Genomic DNA, 18,316 nt, shown 5'->3' with positions numbered 1-18,316 from the left:
GTCGCCGGTCGGACCGTCCCTGGCGCCCGGTACGACGGCGGCACCGGGCCGCCTCAGGCTAGCCCGGTGTCGTCTCGCGTCGGACCGCGGCTCAGTAGACGCTGGCCTCGACGACCTCGAAGGTGGCGTCCCTCATCGCGTCGAGGTCCCCCTCCTCGACGAACTGGAACACGTCGACCTGCTGAGACTGGCCTGCCCGGAGATCGGACACGTAGGCCACGTCCTCGGCGATCCGCTGACCGGACTCGTCGACGGCCTCGACAGTCACGTCGTACGACTGCGTCTCGTCCGAGGTGTTGGTCAGGGTCACGGGCAGCGCGGTCGTGGCCAGGCCGTACTCGTCCTCGTCGGCCGTGAAGTCACCGATCTCGACCGTGACGTCATCGGCGAGGACCTGCTCCGTGGCGTCACCGGAGATCTTGTCGAGGTCTGCCGACACCGAGTCGAGGGCGTTGCTGTAGAACGCCTGCGATGCGACGACGCCGATCCCCGCGATGACGGCGACGATGATCGATGCGATCGCGATCCCCTTGCGGGGCGCACCCTTGCGCGTCTTGACCAGGCCGATGATCCCGAAGACCAGGCCGACGAGCGCCAGGAAGAACGCGAAGTTGTTGATGATCGGCACGAAGCACAGGACGAGCGCGACGACCGCGATCACGAACCCTGTGATGGCCATGGCATTGCCCCGCGTCGCAGGCGGCGAGACAGGGGCGCCCGGGACCGGCGGGACGGGGTAGCCCTGGCTGGGCGGGAGGGTCTGAGACACGGGAGTGCTCCTCGGTGCGATGCGGTGAACGGTTGCGGGTCCGTTGCCGACATCGGGCACCGGACGATCTGCCGTCCACCACGGTGCGCCCGGACGACTGTCGGCCACATCGCCCGATCGGGCACACCGGGGGTACCCGGTCGGGCATGCTGGTGATGCGGCTCGAGCCCGGTCGGCGGACGCGCTCCGGAGCGTCCCGCCGTACTGTCGACGCATGTTCGCTCGAGCGACGGGCCGCTCGGAGCCGCGACGGGCTGCGGGCCAGGGACGCGCCGCCGTGCTGCGCTGGGCTCCTGTGGCCGGCACTGTCGTCGCCGTCGCGGTGTCGGCGGGGAGCTCCCTCATGGCGGTGGGTTTCGCATCGCGCGCCGCCGACCCGCAGAGCGTGCTGCACCCCGCCCTGTACGCGGTGAGCGCGCTGGTGGGACTCGTGCTCGCCGGCCTGCTCGTGCTCCGGCAGCGCTACCCGCTCGCGCTGTGCCTGGGCGCGTCGGCGTGCTCGGTGCTCCTGCCGCTCGACGCGTCCGCCGCCCTCCTCGCGCTGCCGTGGGTGCTGGCCACCCGCACGGTCCGCACCTGCCTGGTCGCGGTCGGGGCGACCGCCGCCGGGACGGGCGCGTCCCTCGCCCGGGACGCCCTGCGCGGCCATGAGGCCCGGGTCCTGTTGACGATCGACAGCGAGACGCACGTCCTCGCGTCGGAGCCGACGGCCGCCGCGTTCGTCGTCGTGGGTCTCGCCCTCCTGGCGCTGTCCGTCGGTGCGGGCGTGGTGCGTCGCGCGCAGGAGGCGGCGGTGCGGGCGCGTGACGCGCAGGAGGCGCAGGCGGCCGCCACGGCCGTGCTGCGCGACCAGGTGCGGCGCCAGGAGGAGCGGCGCCTCATCGCGCGCGAGGTCCACGACACCGTGGCCCACCACGTCGCCGAGATCTCCCTGCAGGCCTCCGCCCTCGAGGTCACCAGCGCGGACGACCCGGATGCCGCGCGAGCGGCGAGAGAGATGCGCGCGTCGGCCCAGCAGGCCATCCGGGAGCTGCGCTCCCTGGTGACCACGCTGCGCTCCGGCGACACGTTGACCGGGTTCCCCGGCGCGACCCTCGACGACCTGTCCTCCCTCGTCGACCGCATGAGCCGCGACGAGCCCCGCACGACCTCGACCGTGTTCGTCGCGGGCGGGGCCGACGCCGCACCCACCCTGGTGCGTGCCACCTTCCGGGTGGTGCAGGAGGCCGTGACCAACGCCCGCAAGCACGCCCGCGGGCAGCCGGTCGACATCCGTGTCGATGCGTTCCCCGACCGCGGGGTGGACGTCGTGGTGCGCAACGGCCTGCCGGACCACGCCCTTCGTGACGGCGCCGCCCGGGGGGCTGCGGTGCCGGGCACGGGCTCGGGGATCCTCGGCATGCACGAGCGTGCCGACTCCGTCGGGGGCACGCTGTCCGCCGGCCGTGAGGACGCCGCCTTCGTGGTGCGCGCCCACCTGCCGTGGGTCGCCCGCGAGTCGTGACCTGGGCGTTCACCCGGCGAGCTCCTGCGCCCGAGGCTATGGTTCGCAGGCATGGAGGTCCGAGTCCTCGTGGTCGACGACGACCCGATGGTGCGGCGGCTCCTCACGACGGTGCTGGCCGCCCAGGGCATCGACGTCGTCGGCGAGGCGACCGACGGCGACGAGGTCGTGCAGGCCGTCGCCGAGCACCGGCCCGACGTCGTCCTCATGGACCTGCACATGCGCCGCACCGGCGGTCTCGAGGCGATCCGCGAGCTCCGGCGACGACCGAACCCGCCGGCAGTCATCGCCCTCACCTCGTTCGGCACGGACGAGACCGTCGTCGCCGCGCTGACGGCGGGGGCGCAGGGCTTCCTCGGCAAGGACGATGACCCGGAGGACATCGCCGCCCACGTGCGGGACGTCGCCGCCGGGTCGGGTGCGCTGGACCATGCCTCCGCGGGAGCGGTGATCCGCCACCTGAGCGGCGGCCGCCGGCTGGACAGCCGACGCGACGAGGCGCGGCTGGCGCTCGACGCGCTCACGGCCCGCGAGCAGGAGATCGCCTCGTTCCTGCCGCACGGCCTGTCGAACCGCGAGATCGGTCGGCGGATCTTCCTCTCCGAGTCGACCGTGAAGGCCCATCTGGGGCGCGCGATGGCGAAGCTCGACCTCACGGCGCGCGAACAGCTGGCCGTGCTCGTGGACCGGGCGGGCGCGACGGCGACGGAACGCGGCACCTGACCGGGTCCTCGACAGGCACGACCAGCGGCCTCAGCGCAGTCGGCGCAGGAACTCGCGCGTCCGCTCCTGCTGCGGCTGGCTCAGCACCTGCTCGGGCGTGCCGCGCTCGTGCACGCGCCCGGCGTGCAGGAAGACCACCTCGTCGGCGACCTCGCGGGCGAAGCCCATCTCGTGCGTGGCGACGAGCATCGTCGTCGGCCGCCCGGCGACGCCGTCGCTGCGCAGCGAGAGCAGGAGGTCGAGCACCTCCCCCACCAGCTCGGGGTCGAGGGCGGACGTCACCTCGTCGAGCAGGAGCAGCTCGGGCCCGTTCACCAGCGCGCGGGCGATGGCGGCGCGCTGCTGCTGCCCGCCCGAGAGCTGGTCGGGGTACGCCCGCGCCTTGTCCGCGAGGCCGACCCGCTCGAGCATCGCCATCGCCGCCGCCTCGGCCTCGGCGCGGGGCACCCGGTGCACGACGCGCGGTGCCAGGGTCACGTTGTCGAGGACCCGCAGGTGCGGGAAGAGGTTGTACTGCTGGAACACCATCGCGAGCCGGGCGCGCACGGCGTCGGCGTCCACCCACGGGTCGGCGACGTCCTCGCCGTCGAGCAGCACCTGGCCGTCGTCGACCTCCTCGAGCAGGTCGACGACGCGCAGCAGCGTGGACTTGCCGGACCCGGACGACCCGACCACCACGACGCACGACCCCTCGTCCACGTCGAGGTCGACGCCGTCGAGCACCACCTTGCGGTCGGCGCCGGTGCCGAAGGACTTGCGCACGCCGCGCAGCGCGAGCAGGGGCGTCCCGTCGACGGTGGTGCGGGAGGTCATCGGACCACCCCCGCGCCGGCGACGCCGCGCAGCTCGCCGCGCCAGCCCTGGCGCGCCGACCAGGCGTCGACCAGCCGGGTGAGCGGGATCGAGATCGCCAGGAAGAGCAGGCCCGCCACCACGTACGGCGTGAAGTTGTAGTCGCCGGTGGTCGCGATCTGCGCCGCGCGGATCGCGTCCACGGCGCCGAGGATCGAGATCAGCCCGGAGTCCTTCTGGAGCGACACGAGCATGCTCGCCACGGGCGCGGTGACGTTCCGCACCGCCTGCGGCAGCACGACGCGCCGCACCGCCTGCCCGCGGGTCAGCCCCAGCGACCGGGCGGCGGCCACCTGGGACGGGTGCACGGCCTCGATGCCCGCCCGGAAGATCTCCGCGAGGTAGGCGGTGTAGCAGACGACGATCGACAGGCCGCCGAGGAACGCCGCGCTCACCGGGAGCCACGGCAGCCGCAGCGCCGGCAGGCCGAAGCCGACGAGCAGCAGCACGAGCAGCAACGGGACGCCGCGGAAGACGTCCACGTACCCGACGGCGAACAGGCGCAGCGGGAACAGCGCCGGCACCCGGGACGTCCGCACGACGGCGAGCAGCAGCCCCACGACCAGCGCGACGACGCTCGCCACGACCCACACCCGCAGGTTGAGCCACAGCCCCGCCGCGACCTCGGGCAGCACCTCCCAGGCTCTCTCCGGGGAGAAGAACGCCTCGCGCGCCCGCTCCCACCCGGGGGCCGTCGTCACGACGGACACGACGGCGGCGACCACGAGCGCCGTCGCGACACCCGCCACCAGCAGCGCCCGCCAGTGCTGCGCCCGCCGGTACGCCGCGCGGGCGCGCGCCCGCTCCGACGGCTGCCAGCCGCCGGTGGGCGTCGTCGCGGGCCCGGTCACGTGCGTCAGGACAGCTCGGGGACGTCGTCGGACTTCAGCCAGGTGGTGCGCAGCTCGGCGAGGGTGCCGTTCTCCTCGAGGGTGTCGACGGCGGCCGAGACGCACGCCGTGAGCGACGAGCCCTTGTCGAGCACGAGCCCGAGCTGCTCAGGCTCGCCCACGGGCGGCAGCGAGCCGACCACGTGCGTGTCCGGGAAGTACACGGTCGAGGCGGCGACACCCTGGTCGACGTCCATCACCATGGCGTCGATGGTGCCCGAGCTCAGCGCGGTCATGCCGTCGCCCGCGGCGTTGAACGGCGTGACCTCGACGTCGTCGCCCCACGCCGCCTCGGCGACGTCGAGCGACGTCTGCGAGGCGGTGACGCCGATCTTCGCGCCCTGGAGGTCCGCGAGGCTCGCGGCGTCGGAGTACTCGCCGTCGTCCGCGACGATGACACCCTGCCGGCTGGTCAGGTACGGGCTGGAGAAGTCGACGGCGTTCCTGCGCTCGTCGGTGATCGTCGTCTGGTACGCGGCGACGTCGAACGGCTTCACGGCCGGGCTGATGATCTGCTCGAACGTGACCGACGTCCACTTCACGTCGTCCTTCGCGAAGCCCAGCTCGTCGGCGACGGCGTACACGAGCGCGGACTCGAACCCCTCGCCGCTGGTCGGCTCACCCACGTACCAGGGCTCGAACGGGTCGCTCGCGCCCACGGTCAGCGTGCCGTCGGTGAGGGTCTGCATCCCCTCGGGCGTGCAGTCGGCCGCGCTGCCGGAGGCCGCGGGCGCGCCGTCGCCGCCGTCGTCCGACGACGAGCAGCCGGCGAACGCGAGCGTGGCGGCCGACGCGAGGGCGACCGCGAGGACAGGACGGGAGGTGCGCACGGGTGGAGCCTTTCCGACGAGGGTAGACGCGGCGGATCACGCCGCCGACGAGCCTATGCCGACGGCGGGTCCCTGCGGCATGGCGGTCGTCACAGGGGAACCTCGTCGGGGTTGTCGATCTTCCCCGGGTTGTCGAACCACGTCGTCCTCGCGCGTCATCACCGTGTACGAGCCGCCACGAGGAAGGACGATGGAACCATGACCACGTACGTCGTACTGCTGCCCGGCGTCGAGGACGTCTGGGAGCGGGCGAGCGCCGAGGAGCGCGCCGCCGTCTACGCGAAGCACGAGGAGTTCGCCCGGCTGCTCGCGGAGCGCGGCCACCGCGTCACCGGGGGCGCCGAGCTCACGCACTCCCGCACCACCAAGCAGGTCTCCCGCGACGCCGCGGGCCGGGTCGTCGTCACCGACGGGCCGTTCGCCGAGACGGTGGAGCAGCTGTCCGGGTTCTACCTGGTCGAGTCGGACGACCTCGACGACCTGCTCCAGGTCAGCGCCGTCCTCGTCGGTTCGACCGGCGGTGGCGACGCCGACGGTGTCGTCGAGGTGCGCGCCGCCGTGGACCACGAGGAGGGGAACGCATGAAGGTCGTCGTCCTGCTCACGCAGCCGAACCACTACGAGATCTGGGGCGCCGCCGACGACGCGCACCGCGAGCGCTTCTACGCCCGGCTGGAGGCGTTCGACTCGGCGGTCACGGCGCGGGGCGCGGTCGTGGCCGGCGAGGGCCTCGGCCACCCCGGTACGGCCCGCACCCTCGGGCCCGGGACGAACGGGGACCGCGCCGTCACGGACGGCCCGTACGCCGAGGCGGCCGAGCAGCTCGGCGGCTTCTACGTCGTCGACGTGCCCGACCTGGACACCGCGGTCGAGCTGGCGCGGCTGCTCCCGGACGAGCTCACGGTCGAGCTGCGGCCGGCCGAGGCCGGGTAGGGCGGCCGTGGAGGGACGCCGGTGACGGTCCTCGAGGCCCTCATGCGCGACGAGTGGGGCCGCCTCCTGGCGCTGCTCGTCGCGCGGTACCGCCGCCTCGACCTGGCCGAGGACGGGCTCGCGGACGCGTTCGAGGCGGCGGCCCGCACCTGGCCGCGCGACGGCGTGCCGGCGAACGGACCGGCCTGGCTGCTCACCGCCGCCCGGCGCCGGGTGCTCGACCGGCTCCGGTCGGAGCGAGTGCTGGCGCGCTCCATGCCGCTGCTGGAGGTCGAGGCGGACCTCGCCGCCCGCGCACAGCGGGTGATGGCCGACACGGGCGAGCCCCTGACCGACGAGCGGCTGCGTCTCGTGCTCCTGTGCGCGCATCCTCGGCTGTCGCGGGAGACGGCTGCCGCGCTCTCCCTGCGCCTGGTGCTCGGCGTGCCCACGGCCGACGTCGCCCGCCTGTTCCTCCGGTCCACGCCGACGATGGCGGCGCGCCTCACCCGGGCGCGCAAGAAGCTCGCCGGCGAACGGTTCGCGCTGCCGCCCGCCGACGAGGTCGCCGGCCGTCTCGGCGTCGCGGCCGACGTCGCCTACCTCGCGTTCACCGCGGGCTACGCGCCCGCCAGCGGGGACGACGTCGTGCGGGCCGGGCTCGCCGGCGAGGCGGTACGCCTCGTCCGCGTGCTGCGCGACGTGCGCCCCACGCTGGGCGGCGGCGGGGAGCGCGACGGCGCGGGCGACAGCGTGGCGGCACGCGACCTCGACGCGCTCCTCGCGCTCGTCCTGCTCCAGCACTCGCGCCGAGACGCCCGTGTGCACGACGGCGCCCTCGTGCTGCTGCCGGACCAGGACCGCTCGCGCTGGCACCAGGACGAGATCGCCGAGGCGCTCGACCTGCTCACGCCGCTGGCTGCCGCTCCCCCGACGCCGTACCTGCTGCAGGCCCTCGTCGCCGCCGAGCACGCCGTCGCCCCCACGCCGGACGCGACGGCGTGGGACCGCATCCTCGCCCGCTACGACGAGCTGTTGAGCCTGACGGACACCCCGGTGGTGCGCCTCAACCGGGCCGTCGCCGTCGCGGAGGTCGCGGGCCCGCGGGCGGGCCTCGACGCCCTCGCCGGGGTGGCCCTGCCCGGCCACCGGCTTCCCGCGCTGCGGGCGGAGCTCCTGCGGCGCGTGGGCGACCCGGAGAACGCCCGCCGGGCCTACGACGCGGCGCTCGCGCTGTCCGGGAGCGGCCCCGAGCACGACCACCTGCGTCGCCGCCGGGACGAGCTGGGGTGAGCCCGCGCCGCGACCCCGTCAGGATCGTCAGGGATGCACGTGCGCGCGATGCCCCGTCTGGGTGGAGATGTCCTGCTCCGCCTGGTCGAGCAGTGCGTCCGCCAGCCGGCGCAGCGCCCGCGCCGCCGCCACCTCGTCCCCGATGACCGGGATCTGCAGGTCGCCCGGGTCCTTGCGCGCGTGCCCGACGCCGCGCAAGGAGCCGACGTCCGGCCCGGGGGTCAGCATCGCCTCCGCCGTCGTGCTCCCGGCCGACTCCACGAGCGACACCCGCACGTCCCAGGTGAGGGCCCTCGCCGGTGACGACCGCGGCGGCCGTGCCTGCTCGGACGCACCGCCCTCGTGCTGCACGAGGGTGTCGGCGCCGGGGAAGACCAGCGTCTCCTCCCCCGAGTCCGACCAGCGCACCTGGTACGGCGGAGAGCCGTCCTCGTGGGGGCAGCCCACGACCACGCCGTCGCGCACCGCCCCGCCGACCACCCCGGACGCCACCACGATCCGGTCGCCCACCGTGGCTCTCATCGCCGCCTCCTCGCGTCGTCGGGTGCCCGCCGCCTGGGCGGTGGCTCCCTCCATCATGCGCCGGGCGCGGGCCTCCGGCACGGCGCGGTCAGTGCGAGCGCAGCGCCTCGACGAGCTCGGCCTTGCGCATCGACGACCGACCCTCGATGCCGATCTCCGACGCCCGCTTCCGCAGGTCGGCCACCGTCCAGTCGTCGTAGGAGCCGGACTTCCCGCCCTTGGCGCCGACCTTCTTCCGGCCGCGCGCCGCGGCGGCGTTCGCGATCCGCGCCGACTTCTCCTTACTGTTGCCCTCGTCGCGCAGCTCCTCGTAGAGCTCCTTGTCCTTCACGCTCGGTCCCGCATCCCGTCGCGGCATCCTTGAGCTCCCTCCGGTCCGTCGTCGGCGGCCGCGCGTGGTCTCCACGCGTCCGTTGCTGTGCGAGGTGTCAACCACCACCGAGGCTAGGCCGGGTGCCAGGTCCTCGCCCGACCGGGCCGGTCACCGTCACCGCACCGGGCCGGCCGTCGGCCTCGCGCGGGGGATCACCATCGGTGCGCCCGTCTCAGGATCGGCGACGATGCGGCACGGCAGCTGGTACACGTCCTCGATCAGCTCTTCCGTGATGATCTCCGAGGGCGGACCGGCGGTGACGACGGCCCCGTCCTTCATGACGATGAGGTGGGAGGCGTAACGAGCCGCCTGGTTCAGGTCGTGCAGCACGATGACGACGGTGCGATCGAGGTCTCGCCGCAGGTTCTCGAACAGCTCCAGCAGGCCGAACTGGTGGGTGATGTCGAGGAAGGTCGTCGGTTCGTCGAGCAGGAGCACGGGCGTCTCCTGCGCGAGAACCATCGCCACCCACACCCGCTGCCTCTGACCACCGGAGAGCTCGTCGACCAGACGCCCGGAGAGGTCGGAGATGCCGGTGGCCTCCATCGCCTCGGCGACGATCGCCTCGTCGGTCGCGGACCAGCGGTCGAACATGCCCTGGTGAGGGTGGCGACCGCGGCCGACGAGGTCGGCCACGCGGATCCCCTCCGGCGAGAGGGAGGTCTGCGGGAGGAGTCCCAGCCGGGTGGCGAGTCCTCGGGTGGGGATCGCGGCGATCTCCTCGCCGTCGAGCAGGATGCTGCCGGAGCGGTATGGAAGGATGCGGGCGATCGCGCGCAGCATCGTCGACTTCCCGCACGCGTTCGGTCCGATGATGGCGGTGTAGCTGCCTCGGGGGATCGTGAGGCTCAGGTTGTCGCAGACGACGTGCCGGTCATAGCCGACGCGCACACCGTCCAGCCGGATCGCGGCCTGTTCGGCCTGTGCGGTTGCTGTGGTTGTCATGGTGTCCTTCGGTATTCGGCCGTCAGCAGCCAGACCAGATATCCGCCACCGACGCTGACGGTCACGACGCCTACGGGGAAGCCGAGCTGTTGGGCCGCGACGTCGGAGGCGAGCAGGAGGAAGGCCCCCACCAGCGCGGAAGGCACGAGGACGAGACCGCTGCCCCGGGTGAGGCGACGCGCGACATGCGGCGCCGCCAGGGCGATGAACGCGATGGGTCCCGCGGCGGCGGTGACCAGAGCCGTCAGCGCGACGCCGACGATCACCGCGCTGACCTGCACCCGGCTCGCGCGGACGCCGAGGCCACGCGCGGCGTCGTCACCGAGCTCCAGCTGTCGCAGGCTGGGGGCGAGCAGCGCCGCCAGCGGCAGCAGCACCAGGAGCAGGGCGACCATCGGCCAGAGCTGGGCATGACCGAGCCCGTACAGGGACCCCGCAGCCCACACCGCGGTGAGCATGGCGGCGTCCAGGTCCGTGGAGAGCATGAGCGCGGAGTTGAGGGAGCCCAGCAGCGCGCCGACGCCGATGCCCATGATGATCAGCCGGAACGGACGGACGCTGTTGCGGCTGAGCGAAAGCAGGTAGACGACAGCGGCCGTGGCGCAGCCACCGACGAGGGCGGCAGCGGCCCGGTCGAGGTATCCGGTGGAGCCGACCACGAGCGTCATCAGCACCACGCCCGTGTAGGAGCCCGTCGAGAAGCCGATGACGTCAGGGGAGCCCAGCGGGTTACGGGTGAGGGACTGAAAGATCGCGCCGGAGATGGCCAAGGAGATGCCGCACGCGACGGCGAACAGCACCCGGGGCAGGCGCCAGGTGACCACGAGCAGCCGCGCCTTCGCGTCGTCGTCCGTACCCAGCAGCGCACCGACCACCTGGGCCGGCGACAGCTGATAGGTGCCGATCCCCAGCGCGACGATCCCCAGCGCGAGGACGAGGGCGACGAGGAGGGCGCACACGACGGCGCTGCGGACGCCGACGAGCCCCGACACCCGGCCGCGCCGCACGACGAGCGTCCGGTAGCCGTGGTCGAGGGTGCGCGGCGGCGGCTGCCGCACCGCGCTCACAGGGCGCTCGCCGACGTACGGCGGGCGAGCAGGATCAGCACCGGGGCGCCGATGATCCCCGTCACGAGTCCCACGCGCAGCTCCCCGCTGGGGAGGACGATGCGGCCGACGATGTCGGCGACCAGCAGCAGGATCGGTGACACCACCATGGTGAACGCGAGGATCCATCGTTGGTCCGGACCGACGAACCAGCGCACCACGTGGGGAACCATCAGGCCGACGAAACCGATCGGCCCGGCGAGCGCGGTGGCCGTACCCGCCAGGAGCGTCACGGCGACCACCACGACGACACGGGTGCGCCCGGTCCGGACCCCCAGCGAGACACCGAGGTCGTCGCCCAACGCGAGGGCGTTCAGCGGACGCGCGACACAGAGACCCAGCACCAGCCCCACGGCGATCAGTGGTGCGAACGACAGGACGACGTCCAGCGAGCGGCCGCCGATGGCGCCGACGCCCCAGAACCGCATGTCGTCGAAGGTCTCCCGGTCGGCCAGGATGATCGCGCTGGTCATGCCGCCGAGCACGGCACTGATGGCGACGCCGGCCATGGTGAGCTTGACCGGCGTCGCCCCGCTCCCCCCGATCGCTCCGAGGGCGTAGACGAGGAGGGTGACCGCAGCGGCTCCGGCCAGCGCGAACCAGATGTAGGCCAGCGGGGCGACCAACCCGAGCAGCCCGGTCGCCAGTGCCACGCCGAAGGTGGCTCCCGCGTTGACGCCCAGGATGCCCGGGTCGGCGAGCGGGTTGCGGGTGTAGGCCTGGATCAGGGCTCCGCACACACCCAGCGCCGGTCCGACGATCAGGCCGACGACCGTGCGGGGCACCCGCAGCTCCCGGATCATGACGTGCTCGTCGTTCGCCGCGCTGAAGTTCGTGATCGCCTCCCAGACGGTGGCAGGCGCGATCTCGCGCGCACCGACCCCGATGCTGGCGACGACGGTGACGGCGAGGGCCGCGACGGCGACCAGCAGGCACAGCAGCCGCATCCAGTCGGTCGCCGCGACGCCGGTGACGCCCGCGGAGCGCCGGGCTTCGAGGGTCACCGGTGCTGTCACAGCCCGGCGACCTCGTACATCCGCTGGACGTCGTCGACGATCTCCTCCGAGTCGCGCTCCTTGTCCGTCCACAGCGTGCGGATCCTGTCCCGGAACTCCTCGCCCAGCTCGTCGTAGCGGGCGCGCCATGCCTCGGAGTCGTCCTGCCAGTACGCGATGCACTTGTAGTGGCCCGCGGGGAGCCCCAGGCCGTGCCGAAGGTACTTGCGGATGGCCCGGTTCAAACGGCCCTCGGTGGCGACCCAGACATAGGTGTCGTCGCCGATGTCGAGGCGGCGCAGCGCCTCCTCGAGCTGGCTGGGCGTCTGCCCGTTCCCCGTGCCGCACAGCCACCGGTAGCTCGCGCCATCGACGTCGGCGACCATCCGGTGGCCCTCACCGCGGACCTCGAGGACAAGCGTGGTGGGCACCAGGCCGGCCGTCTGCTCGGCGACGCGCAGGGCGGCGGGCAAGCCGGGCTCGTCCGCCACCAGGATCTGGCGCCTCGCGGTGCCGGGCAGCTCGTACTGCCCGTACGGCGGGTTGATGCCGAGCACCTGGCCGGGACGGGCCTGTGACGCCCACGCGGCGGCGATGCCGCCGTCGTGGACGACGAAGTCCACCGTGATCTCCTCGGGGGCATGCCTGCGGATGGTGTACACCCGCGCCTCGGACGGCTTCACCCCGTCGGCGAACGCCCACCCGCGCTCGGAGACAGAGGGCAGGCGAGGAATCTCGTCGGGGTCCTCGGGGAAGAACAGCCGGACGTACTCGTCGCCCACCCCCGTGGTGGGGAAGTCACGCAGGTCGGCGCCGCCGAAGGTCACGCGGACCATGCCGGGCCCCACCCTCCGCGCGGCTGTCACTTCCGCTCGGTGGATGCGTGGTTCATAGGTCGCTGGCAACGGGGGCATGCGGGCTTCACTTTCTAGGACGAGGAGGTGCGAGATCAGGGGGCTTCGTGTCCCTAGCGGATGACGGCACCGCCGGCGACGGCGCTGGACAGGTCGTCGAGGAAGCCTTCGTCGAGCACCCACGGGATGCTCAGCACCGTCGGTGCGCTGGTCGCCATCGCGAAGCCCTTGTCGTTCATGACGTAGTACGTACCGGCGGCGATGGGACCCCAGCGGGACACGAGCGGGTCCTGCAGCGTCGCGTCGGTGCGTCCCGCGCCGCCCTCCCAGGCCACGAACACGTCCGTCTCGAGGGTGTCGAGGTTCTCCAGGCTCACCCCACCGGCGAAGTCCTCCGCGTCCTCCGTCGCCGCCTCGAGGCTCGGGCTGATGACGAGGCCGAACTGCTCGACGAACTGGACCCGTGGGTCGTCGGACACGTAGATGCCCATCTCGGTCTCCCCCTCCCACAGCGTCACCCCGTAGATGAAGTCGGTGCCCTGCAGCTCCGGGTGCTCGGCCGCGGTCTGCGCGATGGTCTCCTCGGTCTGGTCGATGCGTTCCTCGGCCAGCTCGCTCTCGCCCATGGCCGTGCCGATCTCCCGCGTGAAGTCCTGCCACGGGCCGGAGAGCCAGGGGGTCTCGGCGTAGGGGACCGTCGGGGCGATCTCGCTCATCCGCTCGTACTGCACCTCGGTCATGCCCGAATGGGGCGCGAGGATCAGGTCCGGCTCCAGGGCGAGGATCTGCTCGAGGTCGAACTCTCCCTCGCCGTCGACCTCGATGATCTCGGGCAGCTCGCCGTCGAGCTCCTCGGTCACGTACTCGCTGAACCAGGGCGAGTACCCGTCCTCGCCCGCATAGTTGGTGGGCACTCCGACCGGGACGATTCCGAGGGAGGCGACCACGTCCTCCGCCATCCAGCCGAGGGTCACGATGCGCTCGGGCTTGGCATCGATCGTCGTCGTCCCGTGCGCGTGCTCGAGGGAGACGGGGAAGGCGTCGTCGGAGGACGCCGGAGCGCCGGTGCCGGCGGCCGCGTCCGGGTCGGCGGCGCCGCACGCCCCGAGCATCAGGGTGGCGCTGACGAGGAGCGCGGCAAGACTGGACGAACCGGGACGACGACGCATGAAGGCTCTCTCTGTAGACGTGGAGGGACCACGAGGTGAGGTTAGGAATGCCTAACCGATGGTAGGAGGGAGCGCTGTCGGCTAGCCGACACGTCCTTTCGCGGATCAGACACCTCGGCGCTGCCGGCCCTGCCCGTCAGTCGCGCGTCGCCTGGTAATGACGCGGCGGGCGGCCCATCGTCCGGCTGAAGGCGGCGCTGAAGGCGCTGATGGTCGCGTACCCGACCCGCCTGGCCACGACCCCCACCGGCTTGCCGGCACCCAGGAGCTCGACGGCGTTCACCATCCGCACGCGGGTGCGCCACTGGGTGAAGGTCATGCCCGTCTCGGCACGGAAGGCTCTGGCGATCGTCCGTGCGCTCGTCGAGGTGCGCCAGGCCCACTCCTCGAGCGACCGGTCGTCGGACGGGTCGGCCATGATCGACTCGGCGACCGTCCTGATCCTGGGGTCGCGTGGCACCGGAAGCGTCACCACGGGCCGGGCCTCGTCGGCGATCGTCTCCAGGCACACCCGCTGCGCGCGGAGCCTGCGATCACGGGGCATCCCGGTGCGGGCGAGATGGAGCAGCATCTCGCGCAGGGCGGCGTTCACGGTGACGATGTGCGGCTCGCCGACGTCCCCTTCCCAGGCGAGGGGTTGGATGTGCGTGCAGCACAGCACCGTCGAGCTCTCGCCGTTCGTCGAGTGCGAGGTGCCTGCGGGCAGCCAAGCGCCTTCACCGAGCGTGAGCGGCCACAGCTGCCCCTCGACGGTGATCGTCGCCGACCCGACCTCGGGCCACACGACGACGTGCTCGCCGTGGCGATGGGGCGTGCTCGAGCACCGATGCTCGATCGTGCGGTGCCACCCCACGTTCTGGCTGGTGGTCGTGAGCAGGTATCCGTCGGGCACCGCTCCCGAGCGGAGGCCGGGTCCCCCGTCATCGATCGACAGTTCACCCACCGCCGCCGTCATGGGGCCTCCACGCGTCGAGTCTTCATAGGTAAGGGCAACCTTACCTCTCGGGACCAGGGGTGGAGATCGGGGCTGTCCGATCGGCGACACCATCCGTCCGCCACGGACGAGCGGCTCTGGCTACTGTCGCTGGCCATGCAGACCAGCCCCGAGCCGCCCCCCGCCGTCACGGTCCGGTCGATGCTCGAGGTCGCTCTGTCCCGGGAGGGACGCGGCCGGCGCCTCGGCCTCGCCACGTTCGGCTACGTCCTGCACCAGGCCTGCGAGACGGCCGTCCCGATCCTCATCGGCGTGATCGTGGACCAGGCGATCGTGCGCCGCGACGCCGCGTCCCTGGCCCTCTGGCTCGGGGTGCTCGCCGTGCTCTTCGTCGTGCTGTCGCTGAGCTACCAGGGGGCGGCGCTGGGCATGGTCCGCGTGTACGGACACGGTGAGCACGACCTCCGCCAGCTCGCGATCGGCAGGGTGCTGCACCCTCGAGGCATGGTCGCGCACCGCGGGGCCGGGGAGGTGCTGTCGGTCACCAGCTCCGACACGTACCGGGTGGCAGGTGTGGCCTGGAGCATCGTCCAGCAGGGCGCGACGGTGGCCGCACTGCTGACGGCCAGCATCGCGCTGCTGGTGATCTCGGTGCCCCTCGGGGTCGGCGTGCTCGCCGGAGCCGTCGTGGTCCTCCTGGGGATGCAGGCTCTCGCACGGCCGCTGGAGAGGGTGGGTCTGGCGGAGCAGTCGTCGGCCGCCGCGGCCAGCGAGCTGGCCACCGACGTGATGTCGGGGCTGCGGATCGTGCGCGGGCTCGGTGCCGAGGACGAAGTGGTGCGGCGCTACCGAGAGGCATCGGCGGCATCGTTGCGGGGCGCCGTGGCGTCGGCACGCAAGCTCCTCACCTATCAGACTGTGAGCACCGCCGTCTCGGTGGTGTATCTGGGCGGCCTCACGTTCGCGGCGGCGTGGATGGCACTCCGCGGGGACATCACGCCGGGTCAGCTGGTGACCGTCGTCGCGCTGGCGCAGTTCCTCCAGGGGGCGCTCGCGCACATCGGCACCTTCGGCGCCAACTGGGCGCACAAGCGCGCGTCGTCGCACCGCGTGCACGCGCTCGTGGCCGAACCGTTCGCCCTCCCCGCGGGTGGCCGGGCTCCCGCCGCGACCGGGGCCGCCGCGTTGGCCTGGCAGACGGGGTCGGGCGTCGTGGAGGCGGTACCCGGCCGCCTCGTGGGTCTCCAGGTCAGCGGTGCCGCGACGGCGCGTGCCGTCTCGGCGCGGCTGGGGCTGCGCGTCAGGCCGGATGTCGGCGAGCTGAGAGTGAACGGAGTCGATGCGCTGACGCTCGGTCCCGAGCAGTACCGGAAGGTGGTGGCGTCACCGCCGCACGACGGGACGGTCTTCACGGGCACGCTGCGCGAGAACGTCATCGGGATCGGGGCCGGCGCGCGCTCCCGCGCCTGGGACCAGGACGTCGTCCGCGCGGTCGCGCTCGACGACGTGCTGGAGCATGTCGGGTCGCCCGAGGCCCTGGTCGGGGAGAGCGGCAGGCGGATCTCCGGCGGGCAGCGCCAGCGAGTGCTGCTCGCCCGCGCGCTGCACGAGCCGGTCGACGTGGTCGTCCTCGACGAACCGACGTCCGCACTGGACCCTCTGACCGAGCAGCACGTCGCCGACGGGCTGCGCCGGCTCAGGCGCGCGATCGTGGTCGTGACCTCCAGCCCACTGCTACTGAGCGCCTGCCATCGCGTCTACGACCTGACCGCCGTCGCCCCCTGCCCGTCGGGCCGATCTGCCCACGCCCCCATGACGGAGGCCGCACGATGACGACCGACCCCGGGACCGCGAACGGCACCGCTGACGGCGAGCTCGCCGTCGCGGGTGCCCGCCAGAGCTGGGGGCATGTGGCGGTGCTCCTGCGGCGACAGTGGGGCACGCTGGTGGCGACGACGGCGCTGCTGCTGGTCGGGTCGGCGTCGTCCCTGCTCACGCCGTTCCTCCTCGGCCGCATCGTCGACGCCGTCCTCGCCGGCTCCGGGCCCGGGGAGATCGCCGTCCTTGCGGGCCTCGTGGCCGCGGCGGGCATCGTGTCGGCGCTGTTGCTGCTGTGGGGCGGACGCCTGCTCGTCGCCTGCCTGCAGCGGGCACTCGCCGAGCTCCGCGAAGAGGTCTTCGCCGCTGCGGTGCGCCTCGATCAGGGTGTCGTCGAGGACGCCGGGACCTCGGACGTCGTCTCCCGTGTGACCGGCGACGTCGAGGCGATCACCCGATCGGCCTCGGGCGTGCTGCCGCGCGTCGTACAGGCCGGTTTCGTCATCCTGCTGACGCTCGCGGGCCTGACGGCCCTCGACCCCTGGCTGGCGCTGGCAGCCCTGGTGGCCGTACCGGCGGAGGCGTTCGCGACCGTGCGGTTCCTGCGCCGGTCGCGCCCGCTGTACCGGCGACTGCGCCGCGAGGAGTCCGCGCGGGGCCAGGCGATCATCGAGGGCGTCCGTGGTGCTGACACCGTGATCGCCGGCAGCTCCCACACCCACCACCTGGCGCGGATCTCGCTCCGGAGCCGCATCGCCGTCGAGACCCAGCGTGAGGCAACCCGAGCCCGCAACCGGTTCAACGGCGGCCTCAACCTCGGGGAGTTCCTCGGCCTGGCGGCCGTCCTCGCCGTGGGGTTCTGGCGTATCGAGAACGCCGGGCTGACCGTGGGCGCCGTGACCGCAGCGGCGCTGTTCTTCCACCGCCTGTTCGCCCCCGTCGGCGCGCTGCTGTCGAGCATCGACGACCTGCAGCGCGCGGCCGCAGGGCTCGGGCGCCTGGTGGGTGTGCTCCTGGTTCGTCCCCGCCGGACAGCGCACACGGAGATCGCCGACGCAGGGATCCGCGTCCGCTCGCTGGCGTACCGGTACCGGCCGGATGCCGCGGACGTCCTCGACGACATCACCCTCGAGGTCCCTGAGGGGACCACCGCGGTGCTCGTCGGCGCCTCGGGTTCGGGCAAGTCCACCCTCGCGCAGCTCATCGCGGGCGTCTTCGGACCCACGTCGGGAGAGGTCCTCGTCGGCGGGGTGCCCGCCACCCAGGCCTGGCACGACGGACGGCCGGCGGTCCAGCTGGTCACGCAGGAGACCCACCTGTTCGCGGGGACGCTCGCCGCCAACCTCAGGCTGGCCGCGCCCGACGCGTCCGATCCTGAGCTGTGGCAGGCGCTCGACGAGGTGGGTGCCGGGTGGGCTCGTGAACTGGCTGACGGCCTCGACACCGTGCTCGTGAACGACCTCGACGACGCCCGTGTCCAACAGCTCGCGCTCGCCCGTGTCCTGCTGCTCGACCCGCCGGTCGTCGTGCTGGACGAGGCCACCGCCCAGGGCGGTGCAGACGGGGGCCTGGACGCGGCCGTGCGCGCCGTGCTCCGGACGCGGACCGCGGTCATCGTCGCTCACCGCTTCGCACAGTCCGAGACTGCCGACCGCATCGTCGTCCTGGAGCGCGGACGCATGCTCGAGAACGGCACCCACGCCGAGCTGCTCCGCGCGGAGGGCGGCGCGTACGCCCGGCTGCACGCCGCGGCGCACGGGACCCGCCCCGGATAACGCGAGTCGAGGGAAGTCCGACAGAGGCAGAAGAGGGTGGGCGACACGCATCT

The 18,316-nt window shown here is 73.0% G+C and carries 19 protein-coding genes; 7 read left to right on the top strand and 12 right to left on the bottom strand.

The window, feature by feature from the left end; genetic code table 11:
- Positions 1-91: 91 nt before the first annotated feature.
- A complete protein-coding gene (locus tag ACH436_RS11705) occupies positions 92-679 on the bottom strand; it encodes an FxLYD domain-containing protein (protein ID WP_430560352.1) in 588 nt (195 codons plus the stop codon).
- Between the two features lie 304 nt (positions 680-983).
- Between ACH436_RS11705 and ACH436_RS11700 the strand changes: the two genes are divergently transcribed.
- Both ACH436_RS11700 and ACH436_RS11695 read left to right on the top strand, forming a co-directional pair.
- A complete protein-coding gene (locus ACH436_RS11700) occupies positions 984-2,273 on the top strand; it encodes a sensor histidine kinase (RefSeq protein ID WP_430560351.1) in 1,290 nt (429 codons plus the stop codon).
- 51 nt (positions 2,274-2,324) lie between these two features.
- Positions 2,325-2,996, top strand: a complete 672-nt coding sequence (locus tag ACH436_RS11695) for a response regulator (protein ID WP_430560350.1) — start codon at positions 2,325-2,327, stop codon at positions 2,994-2,996.
- Between the two features lie 30 nt (positions 2,997-3,026).
- Here the strand turns inward: ACH436_RS11695 and ACH436_RS11690 are convergent, their stop codons facing one another.
- The 3 genes from ACH436_RS11690 to ACH436_RS11680 are packed head-to-tail and all read right to left on the bottom strand — an operon-like array spanning position 3,027 to position 5,568.
- Positions 3,027-3,809, bottom strand: coding sequence for an amino acid ABC transporter ATP-binding protein (locus ACH436_RS11690; protein ID WP_430560349.1), 783 nt, complete (start codon positions 3,807-3,809; stop codon positions 3,027-3,029).
- A complete protein-coding gene (locus tag ACH436_RS11685; RefSeq protein ID WP_430560348.1) occupies positions 3,806-4,699 on the bottom strand; it encodes an ABC transporter permease subunit in 894 nt (297 codons plus the stop codon). The genes ACH436_RS11690 and ACH436_RS11685 overlap by 4 nt, the downstream gene beginning before the upstream one ends.
- A gap of 5 nt (positions 4,700-4,704) precedes the next feature.
- Entirely contained in the window at positions 4,705-5,568 is an 864-nt protein-coding gene (locus ACH436_RS11680; RefSeq protein ID WP_430560347.1) for an ABC transporter substrate-binding protein, read from the bottom strand.
- A gap of 198 nt (positions 5,569-5,766) precedes the next feature.
- On the opposite strand from ACH436_RS11680, the gene ACH436_RS11675 reads away from it, so the two are divergent.
- Genes ACH436_RS11675 through ACH436_RS11665 form a run of 3 tightly spaced genes read left to right on the top strand, consistent with a single transcriptional unit; the run spans position 5,767 to position 7,772 of the window.
- Positions 5,767-6,153, top strand: coding sequence for a YciI family protein (locus tag ACH436_RS11675; RefSeq protein WP_430560346.1), 387 nt, complete (start codon positions 5,767-5,769; stop codon positions 6,151-6,153).
- The gene (locus ACH436_RS11670) at positions 6,150-6,500 is read left to right on the top strand and encodes a YciI family protein (RefSeq protein WP_430560345.1); all 351 of its coding nucleotides are present in this window, start codon (positions 6,150-6,152) and stop codon (positions 6,498-6,500) included. Before ACH436_RS11675 ends, ACH436_RS11670 begins: the two co-directional genes overlap by 4 nt.
- Positions 6,501-6,521: 21 nt before the next feature.
- Positions 6,522-7,772 carry an RNA polymerase sigma factor gene (locus ACH436_RS11665; RefSeq protein ID WP_430560344.1) on the top strand — a complete coding sequence of 417 codons (1,251 nt, stop codon included), beginning with the start codon at positions 6,522-6,524 and terminating at the stop codon, positions 7,770-7,772.
- Positions 7,773-7,799: 27 nt separating this feature from the next.
- Here ACH436_RS11665 and ACH436_RS11660 read toward each other — a convergent pair whose 3' ends face one another.
- From ACH436_RS11660 to ACH436_RS11625, 8 genes are all read right to left on the bottom strand, one after another.
- On the bottom strand, positions 7,800-8,294 hold the full coding sequence (locus tag ACH436_RS11660) for a dsRBD fold-containing protein (RefSeq protein ID WP_430560343.1): 495 nt from the start codon (positions 8,292-8,294) through the stop codon (positions 7,800-7,802).
- Between the two features lie 88 nt (positions 8,295-8,382).
- Entirely contained in the window at positions 8,383-8,652 is a 270-nt protein-coding gene (locus ACH436_RS11655) for a Rho termination factor N-terminal domain-containing protein (protein ID WP_430560342.1), read from the bottom strand.
- Between the two features lie 129 nt (positions 8,653-8,781).
- Positions 8,782-9,612, bottom strand: a complete 831-nt coding sequence (locus ACH436_RS11650) for an ABC transporter ATP-binding protein (RefSeq protein WP_430560341.1) — start codon at positions 9,610-9,612, stop codon at positions 8,782-8,784.
- Positions 9,609-10,679 (bottom strand): FecCD family ABC transporter permease, encoded by a 1,071-nt coding sequence (locus ACH436_RS11645; protein WP_430560340.1) that lies wholly within the window; start codon positions 10,677-10,679, stop codon positions 9,609-9,611. The genes ACH436_RS11650 and ACH436_RS11645 overlap by 4 nt, the downstream gene beginning before the upstream one ends.
- Positions 10,676-11,722, bottom strand: coding sequence for a FecCD family ABC transporter permease (locus ACH436_RS11640; protein ID WP_430560339.1), 1,047 nt, complete (start codon positions 11,720-11,722; stop codon positions 10,676-10,678). The genes ACH436_RS11645 and ACH436_RS11640 overlap by 4 nt, the downstream gene beginning before the upstream one ends.
- An 8-nt stretch (positions 11,723-11,730) precedes the next feature.
- Complete coding sequence (locus tag ACH436_RS11635; protein ID WP_430560338.1) at positions 11,731-12,627, bottom strand: siderophore-interacting protein; 897 nt, start codon at positions 12,625-12,627, stop codon at positions 11,731-11,733.
- Between the two features lie 53 nt (positions 12,628-12,680).
- On the bottom strand, positions 12,681-13,736 hold the full coding sequence (locus ACH436_RS11630; protein WP_430560337.1) for an iron-siderophore ABC transporter substrate-binding protein: 1,056 nt from the start codon (positions 13,734-13,736) through the stop codon (positions 12,681-12,683).
- Positions 13,737-13,872: 136 nt separating this feature from the next.
- The gene (locus ACH436_RS11625) at positions 13,873-14,628 is read right to left on the bottom strand and encodes an AraC family transcriptional regulator (protein ID WP_430560336.1); all 756 of its coding nucleotides are present in this window, start codon (positions 14,626-14,628) and stop codon (positions 13,873-13,875) included.
- A 198-nt stretch (positions 14,629-14,826) separates the two neighbouring features.
- On the opposite strand from ACH436_RS11625, the gene ACH436_RS11620 reads away from it, so the two are divergent.
- Positions 14,827-16,503 (top strand): ABC transporter transmembrane domain-containing protein, encoded by a 1,677-nt coding sequence (locus tag ACH436_RS11620; RefSeq protein ID WP_430560335.1) that lies wholly within the window; start codon positions 14,827-14,829, stop codon positions 16,501-16,503.
- Complete coding sequence (locus tag ACH436_RS11615) at positions 16,500-18,263, top strand: ABC transporter ATP-binding protein (protein WP_430560334.1); 1,764 nt, start codon at positions 16,500-16,502, stop codon at positions 18,261-18,263. Before ACH436_RS11620 ends, ACH436_RS11615 begins: the two co-directional genes overlap by 4 nt.
- The last annotated feature ends 53 nt before the right edge of the window (positions 18,264-18,316 follow it).

The organism is Isoptericola sp. NPDC019693 (assembly GCF_044389085.1).
GTDB lineage: Bacteria > Actinomycetota > Actinomycetes > Actinomycetales > Cellulomonadaceae > Isoptericola.
Note: the sequence above shows the minus strand (reverse complement) of the source record. Positions and strands in the feature narration are given on the sequence as shown.